The 18,744-nt window shown below is 43.0% G+C and carries 18 protein-coding genes; 14 read left to right on the forward strand and 4 right to left on the reverse strand.

The genetic code is table 11. The annotated features are described in order from the left end of the window. Positions 1-17: 17 nt before the first annotated feature. The 8 genes from sat to FHS45_RS08515 all read left to right on the forward strand — a co-directional run bounded on the left by sat (position 18) and on the right by FHS45_RS08515 (position 7,899). Positions 18-1,175 (forward strand): sulfate adenylyltransferase, encoded by a 1,158-nt coding sequence (sat, locus tag FHS45_RS08480; protein WP_062442067.1) that lies wholly within the window; start codon positions 18-20, stop codon positions 1,173-1,175. Between the two features lie 12 nt (positions 1,176-1,187). After that, on the forward strand, positions 1,188-2,963 hold the full coding sequence (locus FHS45_RS08485) for an SLC13 family permease (protein WP_062442065.1): 1,776 nt from the start codon (positions 1,188-1,190) through the stop codon (positions 2,961-2,963). Between the two features lie 14 nt (positions 2,964-2,977). Then, positions 2,978-3,574, forward strand: coding sequence for an adenylyl-sulfate kinase (cysC, locus tag FHS45_RS08490; RefSeq protein WP_062442062.1), 597 nt, complete (start codon positions 2,978-2,980; stop codon positions 3,572-3,574). A gap of 59 nt (positions 3,575-3,633) precedes the next feature. Then, a complete protein-coding gene (cysQ, locus tag FHS45_RS08495) occupies positions 3,634-4,410 on the forward strand; it encodes a 3'(2'),5'-bisphosphate nucleotidase CysQ (protein WP_062442059.1) in 777 nt (258 codons plus the stop codon). A 32-nt stretch (positions 4,411-4,442) separates the two neighbouring features. Continuing rightward, positions 4,443-5,546: a DegT/DnrJ/EryC1/StrS family aminotransferase gene (locus FHS45_RS08500; protein ID WP_062447535.1), complete on the forward strand. Its 1,104-nt coding sequence runs from the start codon at positions 4,443-4,445 to the stop codon at positions 5,544-5,546. 222 nt (positions 5,547-5,768) lie between these two features. Next, positions 5,769-6,398, forward strand: coding sequence for a cell wall hydrolase (locus tag FHS45_RS08505; RefSeq protein WP_062442056.1), 630 nt, complete (start codon positions 5,769-5,771; stop codon positions 6,396-6,398). Between the two features lie 141 nt (positions 6,399-6,539). Then, a complete protein-coding gene (locus FHS45_RS08510) occupies positions 6,540-7,094 on the forward strand; it encodes a 3-dehydroquinate synthase II domain-containing protein (RefSeq protein ID WP_062442052.1) in 555 nt (184 codons plus the stop codon). Between the two features lie 85 nt (positions 7,095-7,179). Further along, positions 7,180-7,899 carry a metallophosphoesterase family protein gene (locus tag FHS45_RS08515; RefSeq protein ID WP_062442049.1) on the forward strand — a complete coding sequence of 240 codons (720 nt, stop codon included), beginning with the start codon at positions 7,180-7,182 and terminating at the stop codon, positions 7,897-7,899. A gap of 61 nt (positions 7,900-7,960) precedes the next feature. Here the strand turns inward: FHS45_RS08515 and FHS45_RS08520 are convergent, their stop codons facing one another. The 4 genes from FHS45_RS08520 to FHS45_RS08535 are packed head-to-tail and all read right to left on the reverse strand — an operon-like array spanning position 7,961 to position 11,549. Next, positions 7,961-9,178 carry an NAD(P)/FAD-dependent oxidoreductase gene (locus FHS45_RS08520; RefSeq protein ID WP_062442046.1) on the reverse strand — a complete coding sequence of 406 codons (1,218 nt, stop codon included), beginning with the start codon at positions 9,176-9,178 and terminating at the stop codon, positions 7,961-7,963. Further along, on the reverse strand, positions 9,171-9,509 hold the full coding sequence (locus FHS45_RS08525; protein ID WP_062442042.1) for a (2Fe-2S)-binding protein: 339 nt from the start codon (positions 9,507-9,509) through the stop codon (positions 9,171-9,173). The genes FHS45_RS08520 and FHS45_RS08525 overlap by 8 nt, the downstream gene beginning before the upstream one ends. Then, the gene (locus tag FHS45_RS08530; protein ID WP_062442040.1) at positions 9,506-9,775 is read right to left on the reverse strand and encodes a (2Fe-2S)-binding protein; all 270 of its coding nucleotides are present in this window, start codon (positions 9,773-9,775) and stop codon (positions 9,506-9,508) included. The genes FHS45_RS08525 and FHS45_RS08530 overlap by 4 nt, the downstream gene beginning before the upstream one ends. A 55-nt stretch (positions 9,776-9,830) precedes the next feature. After that, positions 9,831-11,549, reverse strand: coding sequence for a sigma-54 interaction domain-containing protein (locus tag FHS45_RS08535; RefSeq protein ID WP_062442037.1), 1,719 nt, complete (start codon positions 11,547-11,549; stop codon positions 9,831-9,833). Positions 11,550-11,710: 161 nt separating this feature from the next. Between FHS45_RS08535 and FHS45_RS08540 the strand changes: the two genes are divergently transcribed. From FHS45_RS08540 to FHS45_RS08565, 6 genes are all read left to right on the forward strand, one after another. Beyond that, positions 11,711-12,886 (forward strand): NAD(P)/FAD-dependent oxidoreductase, encoded by a 1,176-nt coding sequence (locus FHS45_RS08540; protein ID WP_062442034.1) that lies wholly within the window; start codon positions 11,711-11,713, stop codon positions 12,884-12,886. Further along, positions 12,886-13,908 carry a proline racemase family protein gene (locus tag FHS45_RS08545; protein ID WP_062442032.1) on the forward strand — a complete coding sequence of 341 codons (1,023 nt, stop codon included), beginning with the start codon at positions 12,886-12,888 and terminating at the stop codon, positions 13,906-13,908. Before FHS45_RS08540 ends, FHS45_RS08545 begins: the two co-directional genes overlap by 1 nt. Positions 13,909-13,922: 14 nt before the next feature. Then, on the forward strand, positions 13,923-14,834 hold the full coding sequence (locus FHS45_RS08550) for a proline racemase family protein (protein WP_062442029.1): 912 nt from the start codon (positions 13,923-13,925) through the stop codon (positions 14,832-14,834). A 63-nt stretch (positions 14,835-14,897) separates the two neighbouring features. Next, the gene (gene nhaC, locus FHS45_RS08555; RefSeq protein ID WP_062442025.1) at positions 14,898-16,319 is read left to right on the forward strand and encodes a Na+/H+ antiporter NhaC; all 1,422 of its coding nucleotides are present in this window, start codon (positions 14,898-14,900) and stop codon (positions 16,317-16,319) included. 21 nt (positions 16,320-16,340) lie between these two features. Next, positions 16,341-17,249 carry a 4-hydroxy-tetrahydrodipicolinate synthase gene (gene dapA, locus FHS45_RS08560; RefSeq protein ID WP_062442022.1) on the forward strand — a complete coding sequence of 303 codons (909 nt, stop codon included), beginning with the start codon at positions 16,341-16,343 and terminating at the stop codon, positions 17,247-17,249. Continuing rightward, complete coding sequence (locus tag FHS45_RS08565) at positions 17,246-18,730, forward strand: aldehyde dehydrogenase family protein (RefSeq protein ID WP_062442019.1); 1,485 nt, start codon at positions 17,246-17,248, stop codon at positions 18,728-18,730. Before dapA ends, FHS45_RS08565 begins: the two co-directional genes overlap by 4 nt. Positions 18,731-18,744: the final 14 nt, after the last annotated feature.

Below are 18,744 nucleotides of genomic sequence, written 5' to 3' on the forward strand. Positions count from 1 at the left end.
AATTTAGGAGTGTTAACATGACAAATCAACCACACGGTGGAAAACTAGTAAACCGCGAACTTAGTAAACAGGAAAAAGAAAGAGCTGTAGAAAATGCAAAATCTTTAAAGAAAATTACAGCCAACCCATGGGTTATCTCTGATCTTGAACTGATAGGTATTGGTGGTTTCAGTCCGCTGGAGGGGTTTATGGGTCAAAAAGATTATGAACGTGTCGTGAAAGAGCTTCGCTTGGGCGATGGCACAATTTGGAGTATTCCAATTACATTGCCTGTCACAGAGGACCAGGCGGAAGAAATCGAAACCGGCGAAGAAGTAGCACTGGTTGGCGAAGATGGTGTTATATATGGAACGATTCAAGTAGAAGAAAAGTATACGTATGATAAGGAATTGGAAGCGCAATATGTCTATGGCACGATCGAAGAAGCACACCCAGGTGTTAAGAAGATATACGAAAAAGGGAACGTCTACGTTGGCGGACCGATTACATTGCTTAATCGACCAGATCACAGTCGCTTCGAGGATTACTATATGGACCCGGCAGAAACACGCCAAATGTTTGACGATCTTGGATGGAAGACCATTGTTGGCTTTCAGACACGTAACCCTGTACACCGGGCGCACGAGCATATTCAAAAGACAGCTCTTGAAGCGGTGGATGGGCTTTTATTAAACCCGCTTGTAGGGGAAACAAAGTCAGATGACATACCAGCCGATGTTCGTATGGAAAGCTATGAAGTCATTTTGAAAAATTATTATGTAGATGACCGGGTCCGACTCGTCATTTATCCAGCAGCCATGCGATATGCAGGTCCTCGCGAGGCGATTCTGCATGCGATTGTGCGCAAGAACTATGGTTGCACCCACTTTATTGTTGGACGTGATCATGCTGGTGTAGGTGACTATTATGGCACGTATGATGCACAGGATTTAATTGCTGAATATGAAGAAGAGCTTGGAATCAACATCTTTAAGTTCGAACATGCTTTTTATTGTACGGTATGTGAAAATATGGCCTCTGCAAAAACCTGTCCGCACGACAAAGAAAACCATGTCCACTTAAGCGGTACGAAAGTTCGTGAATTACTAAGAAACGGTGAACGCCCTCCTAAAGAATTTTCTCGCCCGGAAGTTGCTGACGTTCTTATTAAAGGAATGAAGCAGCCGACAGCCTAAAGGGAGATCTATATGAATCTGGAAATGGTTATCGTGATAATCGCGATTATCTGCATGCTGGTCGGGCTATTTTTTGAGATAGCCCGGCCAGACCTTCTTGTTTTTTTTACGCTATTCTTCTTTATAGTAACGGATATTGCAACTACGGAAGAGGCACTTGTTGGCTTTTCCAATGAAGGTATGTTGACTATTGGTTTATTATTTATAGTCGCAAGAGTGTTTGAACATAGCGGATTAGTCGAGAGATTAGTCACTAAACTGTTAAAGAAAGCCGAATCACGAAAAGGAGCAATGTTTCGATTATTGTTGCCTATTTCTGGATTCTCAGGATTCCTGAATAACACTCCAATTGTGGTGACGTTAACTCCTATTGTCCGTAAGTGGGCATCGGAGCATAACATTTCACCATCAAAGTTTCTTATACCTTTGTCTTACGCATCTATATTAGGCGGCACGATCACATTAATGGGTACTTCCACTAACCTTGTTGTCCATGGGCTGCTGCTTGATTTTGGTGAAAACGGTTTTTCCTTTTTTGAATTAGCCTGGGTAGGGGTCCCGATCACACTTTTAGGACTAGTGTATCTAATATTAATCGGCCACCACATGCTGCCCGATTATAAAAGTTTGATAGAAAAGGTACGAGAAAACACAAAAGATTACCTAAGTGAAATGGTCGTCATAGAGGGGTTTCCATACAATGGTGAAACCATAGAACAAGCCCAGCTCCGTAATTTAAAAGGGCTTTACTTGATTGAAATCATTAGGGGGAATCAAAGGATTTCACCTGTAACAAGTGAAACGAAAGTTTATATCGGTGACCGGTTAATCTTTTCTGGAATGATTTCTACGATTGCTGACCTGCAAAAGCGTAAAGGATTAAAACTGGATACAGGTACTGACTTAACATTGGATGATATTAGTAATGGAAACAATCAACTAGTAGAAGTCGTGGTCTCCCATCAATCTTCCTTATTGGGAAAAAGCATTAAAGAAAGCCGTTTTAGGAAGAAATATGATGCTGGTGTCCTTGCAGTTCATAGAAATGATGAGAAAGTAGAAGGGAAAATCGGGGATATCATCCCGAAATCTGGAGACTTGATGCTTTTAATAGCAGGGCCTGAGTTGGAGAAGAATCTTGCAGATAACAATGATTTTTATCTAACCTCGCCAATAGCAAATGAAAAGTTCCAGGAGAACGAGAACAAAGGGTGGTTTTCCCTTATTCTCTTGGTCAGCATGATTAGTATGGTGACTCTTGGATTCTTATCGATTTTTAAAGCAATGGTTATCACCGTGGGAATATTAATTGCAACGAAAATTATTAGTACAGGTGAAGCGAAAGCAGCTGTTCAATTTCAAGTACTGCTATTAATTGCCAGTGCTTTGGGTATAGGCAATGTAATCATACAGACAGGTACGGCAAATTGGTTAGCAAATGAAGTGGTTTCTCTATTATTACCGTTTGGATTATTAGTTATATTGGCAACTATTTATGTTATGACTAACCTGTTTACTGAATTAATTACCAATAATGCTGCTGCGGTAATAATGTTTCCTATAGGCTATGAAATAGCTATCAGTACTGGAGTGGAACCAGCAGGGATAGCTGTTTTGGTTGCTATCGCTGCCTCGGCCAGTTTTTTGTCACCGATTGGCTACCAGACAAATTTGATTGTTTACGGACCGGGTGGCTATTCATTTAAAGATTACATTAAAGCTGGTTTTCCTTTAACACTAATCGTAATGGTATCAACGGTTCTTATTGTTTATTATAAATTTATTTAGAAGGGGTTGTATATATGAAGTCATCTAACATTACCTGGCACGAATCAACTGTTAATAAAGAAGAGCGTCAGCAAATGAATAATCATAAAAGTCCGGTGCTTTGGTTTACAGGGCTTTCAGGTTCTGGGAAGTCTACTGTATCCGTAGCATTAGAAAATGCATTATATGAACGTGGTATCCGTTCTTACCGTTTAGATGGAGATAACATTAGACATGGCCTTAATAAAAACTTAGGATTCAGTCCGGAAGATCGCAAGGAAAATATTCGTCGTATCGGTGAAGTTGCAAAGCTGATGAATGATGCCGGCTTAGTAACATTGACTGCATTTATATCCCCTTACCGTGAAGATCGTAATCAAGTACGTGAATTACTGGGTGAGGATGAATTTGTTGAGGTTTTCGTAAAATGTTCTTTAGAAGAGTGTGAGAAACGGGATCCGAAAGGTCTTTATCAGAAGGCACGTTCAGGAGAAATCAAAGGATTTACTGGGATAGACGCTCCGTATGAAGAGCCGGCCAATCCAGAAGTGGTAGTAGAGACGGATAAACAAACCTTAGAAGAATCCGTTAATTCCATTATCGACTATCTGATGAAAAAGAACTGTATATAATAGTTGGAATCGTCAGCCCTATCGCTGACGATTTTCCTTATCACCTTAGGAGGAATACTATGCAAAAGATAATTCAGGCAGCATTTGAAGCAGGTAAAGAGATTATGAAGATTTACAAAACCGATTTCGAAATCGAATTTAAAGAAGATGAGTCACCCTTAACCATGGCTGATCAACGTTCACACGAAATTATTAAAGAAGCTCTTCAAAAGAATTACCCCGACATTCCCATCCTTAGTGAGGAAGGAAAACACCTTCCTTATAATGAGCGGAAAAGGTGGAATGAGTTCTGGTTAGTCGACCCAATTGACGGGACGAAGGAGTTTATTAAGAAGAATGGGGAATTCACAGTAAATATCGCCCTAATTCGAAATGGAAAGCCTGTCATGGGAGTAGTATATGCCCCTGCGCTTGATACACTTTACGCAGCACAGGAAGGTAAAGGGGCATTTAAAATAACAAATGCATGGAATGCTGAAGCTAAAAAAGCAATTAAGCTGCCATTGCAAGAATCAGAAGCTAATCTGGCTAAGGTAGTTGCCAGTCGTTCTCATATGTCCGAGGAAACGAAAGCATATATTAATGAACTAAAAAAAGAATATGGTAAAGTTGAAACAATTTCAGCCGGAAGCTCCCTAAAGCTATGCCTGATTGCAGAAGGGAAAGCGGATTACTACCCACGTTACGCTCCGACAATGGAATGGGATACTGGTGCTGGACAGGCGATTGTAGAACTTTCAGGCGGTACAGTGAACATTGCAGAAGAACAAAAGCCACTTGTTTACAACAAAGAGGTCTTAAAAAATCCATGGTTTTTAGCAAGGAGGGCTGATTAAACTTGAAACGTATTTTCCTATCTTCCCCTCATATGAGCGGGAATGAACAAAAATACATACAAGAGGCATTTGATTTGAACTGGGTAGCTCCATTAGGAAATAATGTTGACCAGTTTGAAAAAGATTTAGCAACCTATAACCATATGGAAGGTGCCTCTGTTTTAACCTCAGGAACCGCTGCAATCCATATTGCACTAAGGTTGTTAGAAGTAGCGGAAGGGGATAAAGTATTTTGTTCCTCCCTAACTTTCATTGCTAGCGCTAATCCAATTTTGTATCAAGGAGCAGATCCGGTATTCATAGATTCTGAACCTGACACATGGAACATGTCGCCCCAGGCTTTAGAAAGAGCTTTTCAAGATGCTGAGAGTGAAGGTCAGCTGCCAAAAGCGGTGATTATTGTAAATCTGTATGGACAGAGTGCAAAAATTGAGGAATTAAAAGAAATTTGTGACCGTTATGAAGTTGCTATTATTGAAGATGCGGCCGAATCACTGGGTAGTGAATACAAAGGTAAAAAGAGCGGAACTTTTGGCAAGTTCGGTATCTACTCTTTTAATGGAAACAAAATTATTACCACTTCTGGTGGCGGTGCTTTAGTTTCAAACGATATAGAGGCCCTCAACAAATCAAGATTTTTGGCGACCCAGGCAAGAGATCAAGCGATACACTATCAACATAGTGAGCTGGGGTACAATTACCGCATGAGCAATATTGTTGCCGGGATTGGACGGGCTCAATTAAAAGTATTGGATGATCGTGTAGCTAAGCGCCGTGCAATTTTCGATAATTATGTTGAGGCATTTAAAGATCAACCAGGTTTTGATTTTATGCCAGAGCTAGAAGAAACGAAGTCGAACCGCTGGTTGACTGCTTTGACAATCAACCCAGAGGCAGCCGGGATAACGAATATGGACATTATCCATTCCTTAGGAAATGAAAATATTGAGGCTCGTCCGGTATGGAAGCCATTACATTTACAGCCATTATTCGAGGATGCTAAATACTATTCGCACGAAGAAGGTTATAGCTATTCTGATGAATTGTTTAAATATGGATTATGCCTTCCATCGGGGTCGAATATGACAGAAGAGCAGCAAAATAGAGTTATTCATACTATTAAAAAATTAATGTAAGTATAAAAGGGGCTACTCTATAAGTCTATTACAGACTTAAGAGATCGGCCCTTTTGAATTTAATAAAATTTTCAGCTCTATGTGGTAGATATCCTAAGAAAACTCCTTGAGTAAAAGGAGGACTTTTTGGCTGAAATATGTAGTGCTTTATCCGTGTTTCTTTCCTATTTAAGTTTGCCGGTAGAAATGCATGGATATTTGATTTGAAAAAGGAGGCGGACCATGCAAAAAAAGATAGGTATTCTGTGTTTAGTTACTGTCATGATATTAATTATGCCTAAAGAATTATATGCCAATAAAGATATGTTACAGCCTGGAGACCAGGGCCGTTCCGTCACTTTATTGCAAGAAAAATTAGTCCTTTTAGGTTACCTTGAAACGGAGCCTACAGGGTACTATGGAAATTTGACCGAACAAGGGGTCAGGAAACTTCAACAGGATTTTAACTTACCAGTTGATGGAGTTGTTGGATCTAGAACATCCTACCAGCTTATGGAAATTGAGAAGATGGCAAGAGTTGTACATGGAGAGGCCCGAGGAGAACCTTATACAGGAAAAGTAGCCGTGGCTGCTGTAATAAAAAATCGAATTCACTCTTTGGAATTTCCTTCATCCATAGAGGGAATAATCTACCAAGACAACGCTTTTACTCCTGTAGAAAATGGACAATTCAATTTAACCCCTGATTTTATTGCGTACCATGCTGTTAAGGATGCATGGAAAGGATGGGACCCCAGCAGTGGTTCTACTTATTTTTATAATCCTGAAACAGCTACGTCTCAGTGGATCTTTAATAATACTTCTCCTAAACTGAAAATTGGAAAGCACCTATTTGCGGGGTATGCTGAATAGTTTACTTCTGGTGTTTTATAGAAGTTTTTTCTTTGGAACATTAGGCTGTTCCTCAGTTAATTTTTCGCATCTTGAGAAAACAGTTGCAAAACTCCTATAATCAAGTAAGAAGAATAAAGAACCTTGATGGGAGCCGATCATATGGTACATGAAGCTAGGATAGAAAAAGAGTTTTTGGAAGTTATGCAAATTGAGGAAGTTGGCGAAGGGATGAGGGTATGCCTTGATTTTATCGATATATTACAACCACACGATGGCGTGTATGTCGGCAATACAGGTCATGGCTATTTAAAAGTGCTATCCGAAAATCGGGAGTCAGAAAATTACCCACCCAGACCGTTTCGTGTTAACTGTGGCGCGTTTCATCAATATTTACATCAGGAAAATAAAACCCGTTACTTACATGAATTGAATCCTGGAGAGAAAGTCATTGTGGAAGGAGAACAGGAAGAAAGAGAACTGCCACTTGGCCGTGTGAAAATTGAAAAGCGTCCATTTGTCAGAGTGGAATGTCAAAGTGAGAATGATATCGTTTCTGCTACCTTACAAAAATCTACGAGTGTTTATGTGTTAGAAGAAAACAATGGTGAAGTAGCTATCGAAGATTTAGAAATTGGCGATCGCATCCTTGGTTTGAAAGATAAGCCAGGCCGTCACTTAGGAGAACAAATCGATGAGGTGATTGTTGAAAAGTGATTTCTCATAACAAATAGCCTGACATCCTTTTGGTATTCTTGATAAGCTATTAATATAAGAAGTTTTTGAGAGAAAGGAGAAAGTTATGAGATTAGCATTCTTATCCGATATTCATGGAAACGCACGTGCCCTGGAAGCAGTGTTGGAAGATATCGAAAAAAGAAATGTCGACCAATTATTTGTTCTTGGTGATATCGCTTATCGAGGACTTGAGCCAGAGCGTTCGGTTGAATTAGTACGGGGTCTTGATTCACAAGTTATCAAAGGAAACGCAGATGAATGGATTGTCAGAGGAGTCCAGGATGGTGAAGTTCCTGATAAAGTGATCGAAGGTATGAATCAGGAAAGAGCCTGGGCACATGCCAATATGACGAGCGAGTCGGTAAACTATCTGAACGAGCTGCCAAGAGAGATAACGGAAGAATACAAAGGCATAAACATCCACGGATTCCACGCAACACCTGCTGACCTGTTTGAAGTGGTTTTACCGGATGCCACAGAGGATGAAATGAAAGATCGTTTGATGGTAAATCAACTGGCTGATGTTTATATTTACGGGCATATTCATAAGCCGTATATCCGCTATATCAATGGAAAAATGGTGGTTAATACAGGAAGCGTTGGTCTTCCTTTCGATGGGTTAGCCCAGCCATCTTACGTGTTGATCGATATCGGAGAGAATGGAGTTCAATCCTCCATTGTAAGGACGAATTATGAATTAGCTGGATTAGTGGAAGATATAGAAGTTTCTGATTACCCTCAAAAGAATGTACTGACGAACTTATTAATAAACGCATCTGTTTAAGGCTTGTTCCCATGATGGGGACAAGCCTTAAAAGATATTAATTTGGTGCCTCATCTGATTTTTAAAGCGGTTGTTCTGCCGCCATCATTTCCTCCCACTTTTCCTGAACGATCTGTTTTCCCTTTTTCACGTCAGGATGAAAATGAAAGGGTGCGTTGTCTCTTGTCTGTTCAATCTCCTCGATAGACTGTTCGATTCTGTCCTTAAGCCCTTGAACTCCATGGTTAGAAGCCATGGTCAGGCCAGCTGTCACTCCCTGGGCAATCGCAACTTTCGCTCCTTCTATTCCCGTAATGTTGCCTGCGACGTATAGCCCGTCCAATGCGGTTTCCATCCGCTCATTATGAAGCGGCACATAACCGCCAAGTTCATCTACCAAATAAAAAGGACAACCGGCAACCGCGGCCAGTTCTGTTAATGGATATAAGCCGCCTGCAATACAAACAAAGTCACAGGTAATGATTTCTTCGGTGCCTTCGATGACATCTCCATTTGGTTTGACGGTCGCCAGTTTGACAGCTGCGACTTTTTCATCTCCTAGTATCTCTGTCACTGCCTTCCGAAGATGAACAGGAATGCCCCACATCTTAAACCCGCTCTTTGGGTAAAACGTAATCCCCAAATCCTGCATGATGGAAGGCTTCATCCATTTGCTCCCTTGTCTGATCAGTGCAGATGGAGCCATGTGTGCAACATGCAGCAATTGGTTCATCACTTGTTTTGGGTGAGCGGCTTCTTCATTTAATCCGTTCATTTGCGGTAAGGTAAGGGCGGTTACCTCTACACCCGCCATTTGCAACTCAGAAGCAATAACGGCTGCAAGAGGATTGACCCCGATGATGACCCCTCTTTTTCCAGGTTTGACCCTGTGGACATTCGTCATTACTTGTGCTGCTCCTACGGACATGACACCAGGAAGCGTCCAGCCGGGAACGGGGGAGGGAGATTCGGCTGCTCCTGTGGCTAATAGCAGATGGCTGGTTTCATAGGTGTCTTTTTCTGTATATACCAACCAGACATCTCCGGATTTTTCAATGTTAAGGATAGAGGTCCCGAGTTTTATTTCGGCGCCAGATTGGTTGGCTCGTTCGTATAAGTGATTGGATTCTTTGATACCGTTCCAATACGTACCGTCTGGTTCTTCATAGAGTTGACCAAGGAGACGTCCTCCTGCTTTCATATATTCATCGACAACCAACACCTCTAATCCTTGATTAGCGGTCGTTGCTGCAGCAGAAAGGCCTGCTGGACCTGCGCCAATAATGATCACATCATACATGGGTCTCCCTCCATTCCTTTACCGGTGTTGGAAGCATCCCACTGCTTTGTATCTCCATTCCTTCTTTTAAAGGGGTGAGACAGGCACGTAGTCCTTGTTTTTCGTTGACCGTTACCCTGCATTCAAAACAGTGACCAATATTACAGTAAATGCCTCTTGGAGATCCGCTTTCTTCGTGATAACGCAGGGTGCGAATGTTATTGGCCAATAAAGCAGCTGCAATCGGTTCTCCTTCATATCCTTTATAGCTTTTGCCATTGAATAAAAAGGAGACTTCTTTTTTCCTTTCAATAGGGTCGAGGACGGGATGATCGGTAATACGTTCACTCATTCTTCTCCACCTCCTAGATCGCCGAAGCTGATTGGGCGAACAGGCGGCTGATATTTTAAGGTGACTCGGGTATGAGGAGCTTTTTCGAGCTTTTGGGTAATTTGCTGGACAAGCGGGCGACAGGTTCTGCCACCGCAATACCCCATTCCTGCACGTGTACGGAGTTTCAATTCCCTTGCCGTACAGCCAGTTCGGCTTGCGGTTTCCATTAATTCGTTATAGGTTACTTCTTCACAGCGGCAAACTAAGAAATCTTGCTGTTTCATTCTTATCACCTCTTCAAGTAGTCTGTACCTGAAAAAGAATGCAAGATTTGTGCCACTAATTAGTAATCCCGAGTTTTTTAAGGCGGTTATAAAGTGTCGCTCTTGTTATGTGCAGGTTTTTCGCACATGCTAACTTATTGCCATCCACTTTTTCTAATTCATTGATGATCATTTTCTTTTCTACTTCGTTCATTCGCTCCGTCAGGGAACGGCTCTCCGTTCCTTTATAAGTGGAAAGCTCAGACGTAGGGATGACAGGTGTTTCATAATCAAAAGGGAGGTCCTCTTTTTTTATTTCTCCGTTTTCTGAAAAAACGACGAGTCTTTCCACTACATTTTTCAGTTCTCTAATATTTCCAGGCCAGTCATGGCGCAGCAGGCACTGCATGACATTTTGTGATATACCATGAATAGGTCTGTTGTATGTAATGGAGAGTTCATGTAAGAAATAATGGGTTAATTCAATGATATCTTCGGGCCGTTCCCTTAGCGGGGGGATATCGATACTGACGACATTCAACCGGTAATAAAGGTCATCACGGAACGTGTTCTCAGCGACCATCTTTTTCAAATCACGGTTGGTAGCCGCGATCACACGAAAATCTACTTCTAATTCCTTTGTTCCTCCGACAGGATAGAATTTCTTCTCCTGTAGCAGCCGCAGAATTTTCACCTGCATGTCTAACGGCATTTCACCGATTTCATCAAGGAAAAGTGTACCTCCTTTTGCGAGTGCAGCTTTCCCTTTCTTCCCTTTAGAATCCGCACCGGAAAAAGCTCCTCTTTCATAACCGAAGATTTCACTTTCAAATAAGGAATGGGGGATAGCACCGCAATTAATAGCTACGAATGGAGCGTCTTTATCCTCGCGCAGATGGTGGGCGGCCTTCGCAAATAACTCTTTCCCGACCCCGCTTTCCCCTTGGATCAACAGCCCTGTTTGCGTGGAAGAAGCTTTTTTGATTTTATTGATCGTCTTTTTCATGGCAGGGCTTCTCCCCCGGATACGTTGAAAAGGATCGGATGATGCTGTCAATTTTGTCACTTCTTTTTCTAGATGAAACAACTTCTCTCTGGCGTTATATAGCTCATTATTCAACTTTATTTGACTGGTGATATCTGTTTCCGAAACGACTGCTCCAATGATTTCATCCTGGAAATAGACAGGATTCGAGTTAATTAAAACAACTTGGTTTTCTCGGGCTATGTGCTGTCTATGGTAAACGGATGTCCCTTTTTCTAATGTATTAAGGATCTCCAGGTGTTCCGGACTGAAAAGTTCTGTTATCGGTTTTTGGATTACTTGCTCTCGCTTCATGGAGAAGAGCTTCTCTGCTCCTTTAGTCCAACCGATGACATGCTGGTTCTTGTCAATTACCGTACAGGACTCTTCGGTTGTATGAAGGATGGTGTCGATATAGGCATGTAAATGCTGATATTTCCTAAACAAATGATGGCAGACATCTGATGGCTCCACAAATCCGGTCACCTTATGGTCTGCATCCATCATGACCAGACAGTGATTATCAGAAACAAGGGTCATGATATCCTCGAATGATTCCTCCCCATGGATAGGGGTGCAGTGCTGATAGTGCAGTGTTTTTTCGACACCTGTCAGACTGACTTCGTAAACGCTTTCATTTTTTCGTATAAAGGTTTTGGCTGCAGAAGAGGACATAATAAGTTGTTTCAGTTCTTCGTCACTTTTTTCTTCCTCTATCAAAAGAAATGATTTTTTTATGATGGGTTGTATCGAAATCTCATCAGCAATCACTCAATCTCCCTCCTAATGTGTTTAATACTTTTGACACTTTTAAAATATTTTTACACATTTCTTTGTAATGTTCAATGAAAATTCGGAAAATATCGAAGATTAAAGTTGGCACGCGTTTTGCATTAGTTATTATTGAAACGTTTGTAGAAGGGGGGAATTTTATGAAACGTCATCATGATGTGGTCGTTATTGGCGGAGGGATCATCGGGGCAGCGGTTGCTTATTACTGTTCGAAATCAGGGATTAATGTCACGGTCCTTGAAAAAAATGAACTGGCAAGCGGCACCTCCTCCCGTTGTGATGGGAATATCCTTGCGATCGACAAAGACCCTGGTTTTGATAGTCAGATGTCATTAAAAAGCCAGGAGCTCGTTCATGCATTGAACGAGGAATTGGATATTTCCTTTGAATATCGTAATCCTGGAAGTATTCTTGTTTGTGAAAACGAGCAGGAAATGGAGGCAGCTCAACAATGGGTGGATCAGCAGCAGGCTGCCGGGCTTGATTTTTGTATGCTGGACCGGGAAGATTTGCGGAATGAGTCCAAGTATTTTGCGGATGATCTCTATGGCGGACTGGAGTGCAAGACAGATTCTACTGTAAACCCCTATATGCTGACCTATTCCATGTTTGATGGTGCAGTCAGGCAAGGCGCAGACATCTACACCAAAACAGAAGTGAAAAATGTTTCTAAAGATGCAACGGGCAGCTTCGTTATTGAAACCAATCAGGGAACCTTGACCGCCAACCAAGTGGTCAATGCTGCAGGCGTATGGGCGCCAAGAATTGGCGAGATGCTCGGGGTTTCTATACCGATTGAACCAAGAAAAGGGCAATTGATCGTCGCTTCGCGGGAACAGCCGGTTGGTCTTAGAAAAGTGATGGAGTTTGGCTATCTGATTTCTAAGTTTGGCGGGGAACGGATCGTTGATCCAGTAACGGACCAATATGGCGTAGCCCTAGTATTTGAACCGACGGAAAGCCAGAATTTTTTGATCGGCAGCAGCCGGGAGTTTAACGGCTTTGATCTCAAGGTGAATCAGGAAGTGACTCGGTGTATAGCGAAAAGAGCGATGCGCTTTTATCCTGGAATGGCCGATATGGCAGTTATTCGTACATACGCCGGGCTCAGGCCGTGGACAGAAGATCATTTGCCGATTATCTCCCATGTAGACGAAGTACCAGGGTTTTATGTAGCGGCTGGACATGAAGGAGACGGTATCAGCCTGGCTGCCATCACTGGAAAAGTAATGGAGGAAATGATTGCAGGAAAAGAAACGTCCATCCCGATGGAACCATTGCGCCACGACCGTTTCAAAGAAAGGGTGACAAACTAATGAATTTCCAGCGGTTGTTTACTACTATTGATACCCATACAGGCGGCAATCCGACGAGAACCGTATTAAGCGGTGTGCCTGATTTGAAGGGAGAAACGATGTCGGAAAAAATGCTGTATATGAAAGAGCATGAAGACTGGGTACGGAAGTTTCTAATGAATGAGCCGCGGGGGCACGATGTCATGTCCGGGGCGGTGATGGTGCCTGCCTGTCATCCCGATGCAGATTTTGGTGTGATTTACATCGAGACGGGCGGTTATTTACCGATGTGCGGCCATGATACGATCGGCTTTTGCACAGCTCTAATTGAAGCAGGGATGGTGGAAGTCAAGGAGCCTTATACGTACATTTCCTTGGACACTCCGGCTGGTCTTGTGAAAACAAAAATTAAAGTAAAAGACCGAAAAGCAATCGAGGTCACTTTCAATAATGTGTCGTCCTTTTTACTGAAATCGATTGCGATTGATGTGGAAGGAGTCGGGCATGTGGAATGTGATATTGCTTATGGCGGCAATTTTTATGGCATCATTGATGCCCGAAAATTAGGGTTAGAATTAACAACAAATCGTGCATCAGAGATAGTCAATAAAGGGATAGCAATTAGGAACGCCATCAATGAAACAGAAGAAGTGGTCCATCCGGAATTTCCTTTTATTAACGGATTGACCCATATTGAATTTTACACGGACCCTGTTCACCCGGAGGCCGATCTGAAGAATACCGTTGTGGTACCGCCTGGTGGAATCGATCGTTCTCCATGCGGGACAGGGACTTCTGCTAAGCTTGCAACCCTATTCGCTCGTTCCGAAATCGGGGTAAGGGAGCCATTTGTTTATGAAAGTATCGTAGGGACATTGTTCCGAGCTCAAATTCTTGAAACCACAGCCATCAAAGAATACCCTGCCGTCCTGCCAGAGGTGACAGGTTCTGCCTGGGTGATGGGGATGCACCGGTTTTTTTATCAGGAAAATGATCCACTGAAAGAAGGATATTTAATGATCCCGCCGATGGAAGGTCATTAGAAAGGAGGAAATGTATGAATGTAGAAAAAATGTTCGCCGCCATTGACACCCATGTGGCAGGGGAAACATTCCGGATGGTAGTCCATTCCGCTCTGCAGCTTAATGCGCAAGATCTTCAAGCCGGCAAGGAAAAACTGCTGCAGAAGTACGAACAGGAGCGATCGCTGTTATTGAATGAACCGAGAGGACATCGTGCCATCAATGGTTGTATTGTCACTCCATCTGCGACAGCGGACTATGGATTGCTGTTTGTTAATCATGAGAATCAGAGCCATTTCAATTACAGCGGAGTAGTGGCCACTTTAACCGCTTTACTGGAAATGGGGAATTTGGACATAAAAAAAGATGGCATATATCAAGTGGAAACCAGTAATGGCGTTTATGATGTGCAGGCGGAATGTGAGGGAGATGTAGTGGAACAGGTGACGGTGGAGAGTGGGCCGTGTCAGCTGGTCGAATCACAACCGGATTATCATACGGTAGCTGTTGAAGAGTCGAGACATTACCTGGTCTGCCCGCTGCCTGAATCGATTCCTTCTATTACCATGGACTATTATTATTCGATACTTGAGTGGGGGAGCCGTACAGCAGGAAGTTTACCAGAGGATTCAACTGTCCAAGGAATTGTTTTACTTGAAAGGGGCTCGGACGGGGAAGTCCGTTCGGTAACGTTTGACCTGGAAGGTGCAATTGTCCGGTCACCTGGCATCGATACGACATTTGCTATTTATACTGTTTTGCTTCAAGAAGATGATAGCTTGCCGCAGTTAGTCAATCACAGTATCTTTGGAAGTTTTCTGAAGGCAAGTCGCCTGCCTGATTCTTCGGTGCGTTTTTCCATCGAGACACAGGCATTCGTAACGGGGGAGCACCAATTTATTTATAATAATGCTGATCCTTTAGAAAAAGGTTTCTTATTAAAGTAATTGTTTTCTTTACCGGTTTGTGAAAGCGCTTGCCAATTAATTTTTAAAAAGGGAGAGTGACACATGGAGACCGAAAAAAGATTACCCAAATTGTCGGAGGTCGTCTTCGTATTAGTTTCTTTCATCGTGATCATGTTTTTGTTCGTGGTACAGTTTGGCATCCCTATTCAATTAGCCTTATTGACTACATGGTTTGTCATTATGGCGGTTGGCCTCAAGATCGGATACAACTATGCGGAGATGCAGCAGGGGATAATGAAAGGCATCTATGACGGGCTAGAAGCTGTACTTATCCTGATTTCCGTCGGGGCCTTGATTGGTACGTGGATTGCCGGCGGGGTTGTTCCGAGCATCATCTATTATGGATTATCGATCATTGACCCTACTATTTTCCTGATGGCGGCTTTCATCATTTGTGCCATCACTTCCTTAGCCACGGGAACATCGTTCGGCTCGGCAGGGACAGCTGGAATTGCCATGATGGGGATCGGCGAAAGCTTTGGCTTCCCTCTTGCCTTAGTTGCAGGAGCTGTCATATCGGGCTGTTATGTCGGGGACAAGTTGTCACCATTGTCCGATACGACCGTCATGACTGCTTCACTTTCCAAAGTGAACCTGATCGAGCATATAAAGTCCATGCTTTATGTCAGTGCTCCAGCGTTTGTGGTTGCCGGTGTGCTCTTCTTAAGCGCAGGGTTTATCTCTCATGACCAAAGCGGCGATTTGAGTCAGGCAGAACAGACGATGGTCTCGCTGAATGAGTACTTCAACATTTCCTGGTATATGATCATACCCGCCGTTCTTGTCATTACACTATTGGCACTGAAAAAACCATCGATACCAGTCATTCTGTTCGGTGCGCTGCTCGGCTCCATTTGGGCTTTCCTATTTCAAAACATGCCTCTTCTGGACGCCGTTAACAGCTTGTATTCCGGTAACAATATCGAATCCGGTGTAGCCTTCATCGATAACCTCCTGAACCGAGGCGGTATTGAGTTCATGCTTGGGGTCATCGTGCTCATTATTTTTGCCCTTGGGGTAGGTGGATTAATGGAAAAAATTGGGATTCTCAAAATGATTTGTGTGACGATGCTTTCCTGGGCAAACAATGCAGGGAAAACAACGTTGACCACAATGCTATCGGGATTTTTCGGTAACTTCTTTGGCGGAGCTGCTTATGTATCGATTATAACGGCCAGTAAAATCACAGAGGAAAACTATGAACGGCTCCATATCGACAGGCGGGTATTATCGAGAAATACAGAAGCAGGAGGAACAGTGACCACACCTATGGTTCCCTGGTCTGATGGTGGTGTATTCATGGCAGCTACGCTGGGCGTTTCTACGCTTACGTATCTTCCATTCTTATGGTTCAACTTTTTAGTAGTCATCATTTCACTTGTTTATGGCTTTACCAATAAATTCATCTGGTATACCAAAGAAATCGACCATACGAAGCAAGAACAAAAAGCTATTAATTCTTAAGGATAGAGGAGGAGTTTAACAATGAAAAACTTAGAAGGTGCGTTTCCAGTATTAATCACACCGATGTATGCAGACGGAGAAGTAAATGAACAAGGCCTAAGAGAAAATATTGATTATTTTATCCGTCAAGGTGTTGCGGGTATTGTCGTCAATGGCAGTACGGGGGAGTTTGTCAGTTTAACAAAAGAAGAAAAGTTTAACATAGCAGAAATAGCTGTAGAACAAGTGAATGGTCGTATTCCTTTGGTATTCGGTACGGCTGCCGAAACAACGAAGGATGCCATTATGTTCACGCAACAGGCGGAAGCTGCCGGGGCAGATGCAGCTTTACTGATCAATTCCTATTATGCTCATCCAAAAGATGAAGAGGTTTATGAACATTTTAAAGCGGTAGCGGAATCTGTTCGATTCCCGATCATGATCTATAATAACCCGTTCACCTCAGGGGTCGATATTGGAACAGAAACGATATTAAACATAGCCAGAGATGTGGAGAACATTACCCATGTTAAGGAGTCGAGCGGGGACATTCGTAAAGCTCGGGATATTGCCAGAAAAGGAAAAGGATATATCCACACGTTTTGTGGGTCGGATGACTTGGCACTGGAATCCTTTTTGGTGGGGGCTTCCGGTTGGATCTCTGTAGCTGGAAATATCGCTCCAAGGCTTGTCACCGAATTATATAACGCCGTGCAAGAGAACAATCTCGATCGCGCTTGGGAGTTGTATGATCAGATTCTACCTCTATGTAATTTCATCGAGGGTTCCGGTAAGTATGTTCAAATCGTCAAACGAGCAATGGACCTTCAAGGACTGGCAGGTGGTCCATCGAGAAGGCCGCGCTTGCCGCTGACGGAAGAAGAAGATGCGACTTTACAGGATATTCTTAATCAGCTTACAGCAAATGCTAACCAGGAGGGGATTAAATGATTACATCTAATATCGAATTAAAACCTAAGGTGAAAGCTTTTTTGGAAGAGAACATCGAACTGTATATTAATGGAGAATATACTCCTTCCAAAAGCGGGAAAACATTTAACGTCTATAATCCGGCGACAGAAGAGGTACTTGCAGAAGTGAGCGAAGCTGAAAGTGAAGATATCGACCTGGCTGTCCAGGCGGCAAGACAAGCTTTTGAACATGGAGAATGGTCTGCGATGGCTACTGCTGACCGTGCCCATCTTATCTACAAGTTCGCTGATTTATTGGAACAAAACAGAGAAGAGCTGGCCCAGCTTGAGTCCTTGGATAACGGAAAACCATATGCTGTTGCACTGGAAGATGATATTGACGGCACCATTGAACATTTCCGCTATTATGCCGGATGGGCAACCAAAGTGCTTGGTCAGACAACACCGTTGTCACCGGATTATTTGAATTACACCGAGCATGAACCTGTAGGAGTGGTCGGCCAGATCATTCCTTGGAACTTTCCATTGTCGATGGCGTCATGGAAGCTCGGTGCAGCACTGGCTACTGGGTGTACATCTGTATTGAAACCGGCAGAACAGACTCCACTTTCTCTTCTTTATGCAGCGCGTTTGTTCAAAGAGGCTGGATTCCCTGATGGAGTTGTCAATATTGTGCCTGGATTTGGTGAAGTCGCTGGAGAGGCGATTGTCAATCATAACCAAATCGATAAGATTGCGTTTACCGGTTCCACTACAGTCGGAAAGTCCATTATGAGAAAATCAGCCGATCACCTCCGACATGTAACGCTTGAATTAGGAGGAAAATCACCGAATTTGATTTTGGAGGATGCTGATATCGAAAAGGCTATAGACGGTGCTTTCGATGGCATTATGTATAACCACGGACAGAATTGCAGTGCTGCTTCACGTGTCTATGTCCATCGCAAGCATTACGAGCATGTGGTAGAGGCGCTTGCCGAACGAGCCAAGGCTACTAAGCTTGGGCCAGGTATGGATGAAAGCACGGAAATGGGCCCACTTGTTTCTGAAGAACAACGGGATCGTGTACTTGACTATATACGCATTGGAAAAGAAGAAGGAGCCCGACTTGTAGCTGGCGGAGAAAGAGCGTATGATAAAGGATATTTTGTACAGCCGACCGTTTTTGCTGATGTAGAAGACGATATGCGAATCGCAAGGGAGGAAATCTTCGGACCTGTCGTCGTGGTGCTGCCGTTTGATACGACTGAGGAAGCAGTTCGCCGTGCCAATGATAGCGAGTATGGACTGGCTGCAGCTGTCTGGACAGAAAATATCCGAACCGGACACCAAGTTGCTCGTCGGTTGAAGGCAGGAACAGTATGGATTAATGACACAAACCAGGAAAACCCTGCAGCTGCATTTGGCGGCTATAAGCAATCAGGTATAGGTCGTGAAATGGGCACTTATGCGTTAGATAATTATACCGAAGTCAAAAGTGTTTGGGTAAATTTGAAATAAAGCTAAGGGAATAA

Source organism: Thalassobacillus devorans (genome assembly GCF_011761345.1).
Taxonomy (GTDB): Bacteria; Bacillota; Bacilli; order Bacillales; family Halobacillaceae; genus Thalassobacillus; species Thalassobacillus devorans.

Excerpts from the sequence above, each read along its gene's own strand:
- sat (WP_062442067.1), top strand. The coding sequence starts at position 18 with ATGACAAATCAACCACACGGTGGAAAACTAGTAAACCGCGAACTTAGT.
- FHS45_RS08485 (WP_062442065.1), top strand. The coding sequence starts at position 1,188 with ATGAATCTGGAAATGGTTATCGTGATAATCGCGATTATCTGCATGCTG.
- cysC (WP_062442062.1), top strand. The coding sequence starts at position 2,978 with ATGAAGTCATCTAACATTACCTGGCACGAATCAACTGTTAATAAAGAA.
- cysQ (WP_062442059.1), top strand. The coding sequence starts at position 3,634 with ATGCAAAAGATAATTCAGGCAGCATTTGAAGCAGGTAAAGAGATTATG.
- FHS45_RS08500 (WP_062447535.1), top strand. The coding sequence starts at position 4,443 with ATGAGCGGGAATGAACAAAAATACATACAAGAGGCATTTGATTTGAAC.
- FHS45_RS08505 (WP_062442056.1), top strand. The coding sequence starts at position 5,769 with ATGCAAAAAAAGATAGGTATTCTGTGTTTAGTTACTGTCATGATATTA.
- FHS45_RS08510 (WP_062442052.1), top strand. The coding sequence starts at position 6,540 with ATGGTACATGAAGCTAGGATAGAAAAAGAGTTTTTGGAAGTTATGCAA.
- FHS45_RS08515 (WP_062442049.1), top strand. The coding sequence starts at position 7,180 with ATGAGATTAGCATTCTTATCCGATATTCATGGAAACGCACGTGCCCTG.
- FHS45_RS08520 (WP_062442046.1), bottom strand. The coding sequence starts at position 9,178 with ATGTATGATGTGATCATTATTGGCGCAGGTCCAGCAGGCCTTTCTGCT.
- FHS45_RS08525 (WP_062442042.1), bottom strand. The coding sequence starts at position 9,509 with ATGAGTGAACGTATTACCGATCATCCCGTCCTCGACCCTATTGAAAGG.
- FHS45_RS08530 (WP_062442040.1), bottom strand. The coding sequence starts at position 9,775 with ATGAAACAGCAAGATTTCTTAGTTTGCCGCTGTGAAGAAGTAACCTAT.
- FHS45_RS08540 (WP_062442034.1), top strand. The coding sequence starts at position 11,711 with ATGAAACGTCATCATGATGTGGTCGTTATTGGCGGAGGGATCATCGGG.
- FHS45_RS08545 (WP_062442032.1), top strand. The coding sequence starts at position 12,886 with ATGAATTTCCAGCGGTTGTTTACTACTATTGATACCCATACAGGCGGC.
- FHS45_RS08550 (WP_062442029.1), top strand. The coding sequence starts at position 13,923 with ATGAATGTAGAAAAAATGTTCGCCGCCATTGACACCCATGTGGCAGGG.
- nhaC (WP_062442025.1), top strand. The coding sequence starts at position 14,898 with ATGGAGACCGAAAAAAGATTACCCAAATTGTCGGAGGTCGTCTTCGTA.
- dapA (WP_062442022.1), top strand. The coding sequence starts at position 16,341 with ATGAAAAACTTAGAAGGTGCGTTTCCAGTATTAATCACACCGATGTAT.
- FHS45_RS08565 (WP_062442019.1), top strand. The coding sequence starts at position 17,246 with ATGATTACATCTAATATCGAATTAAAACCTAAGGTGAAAGCTTTTTTG.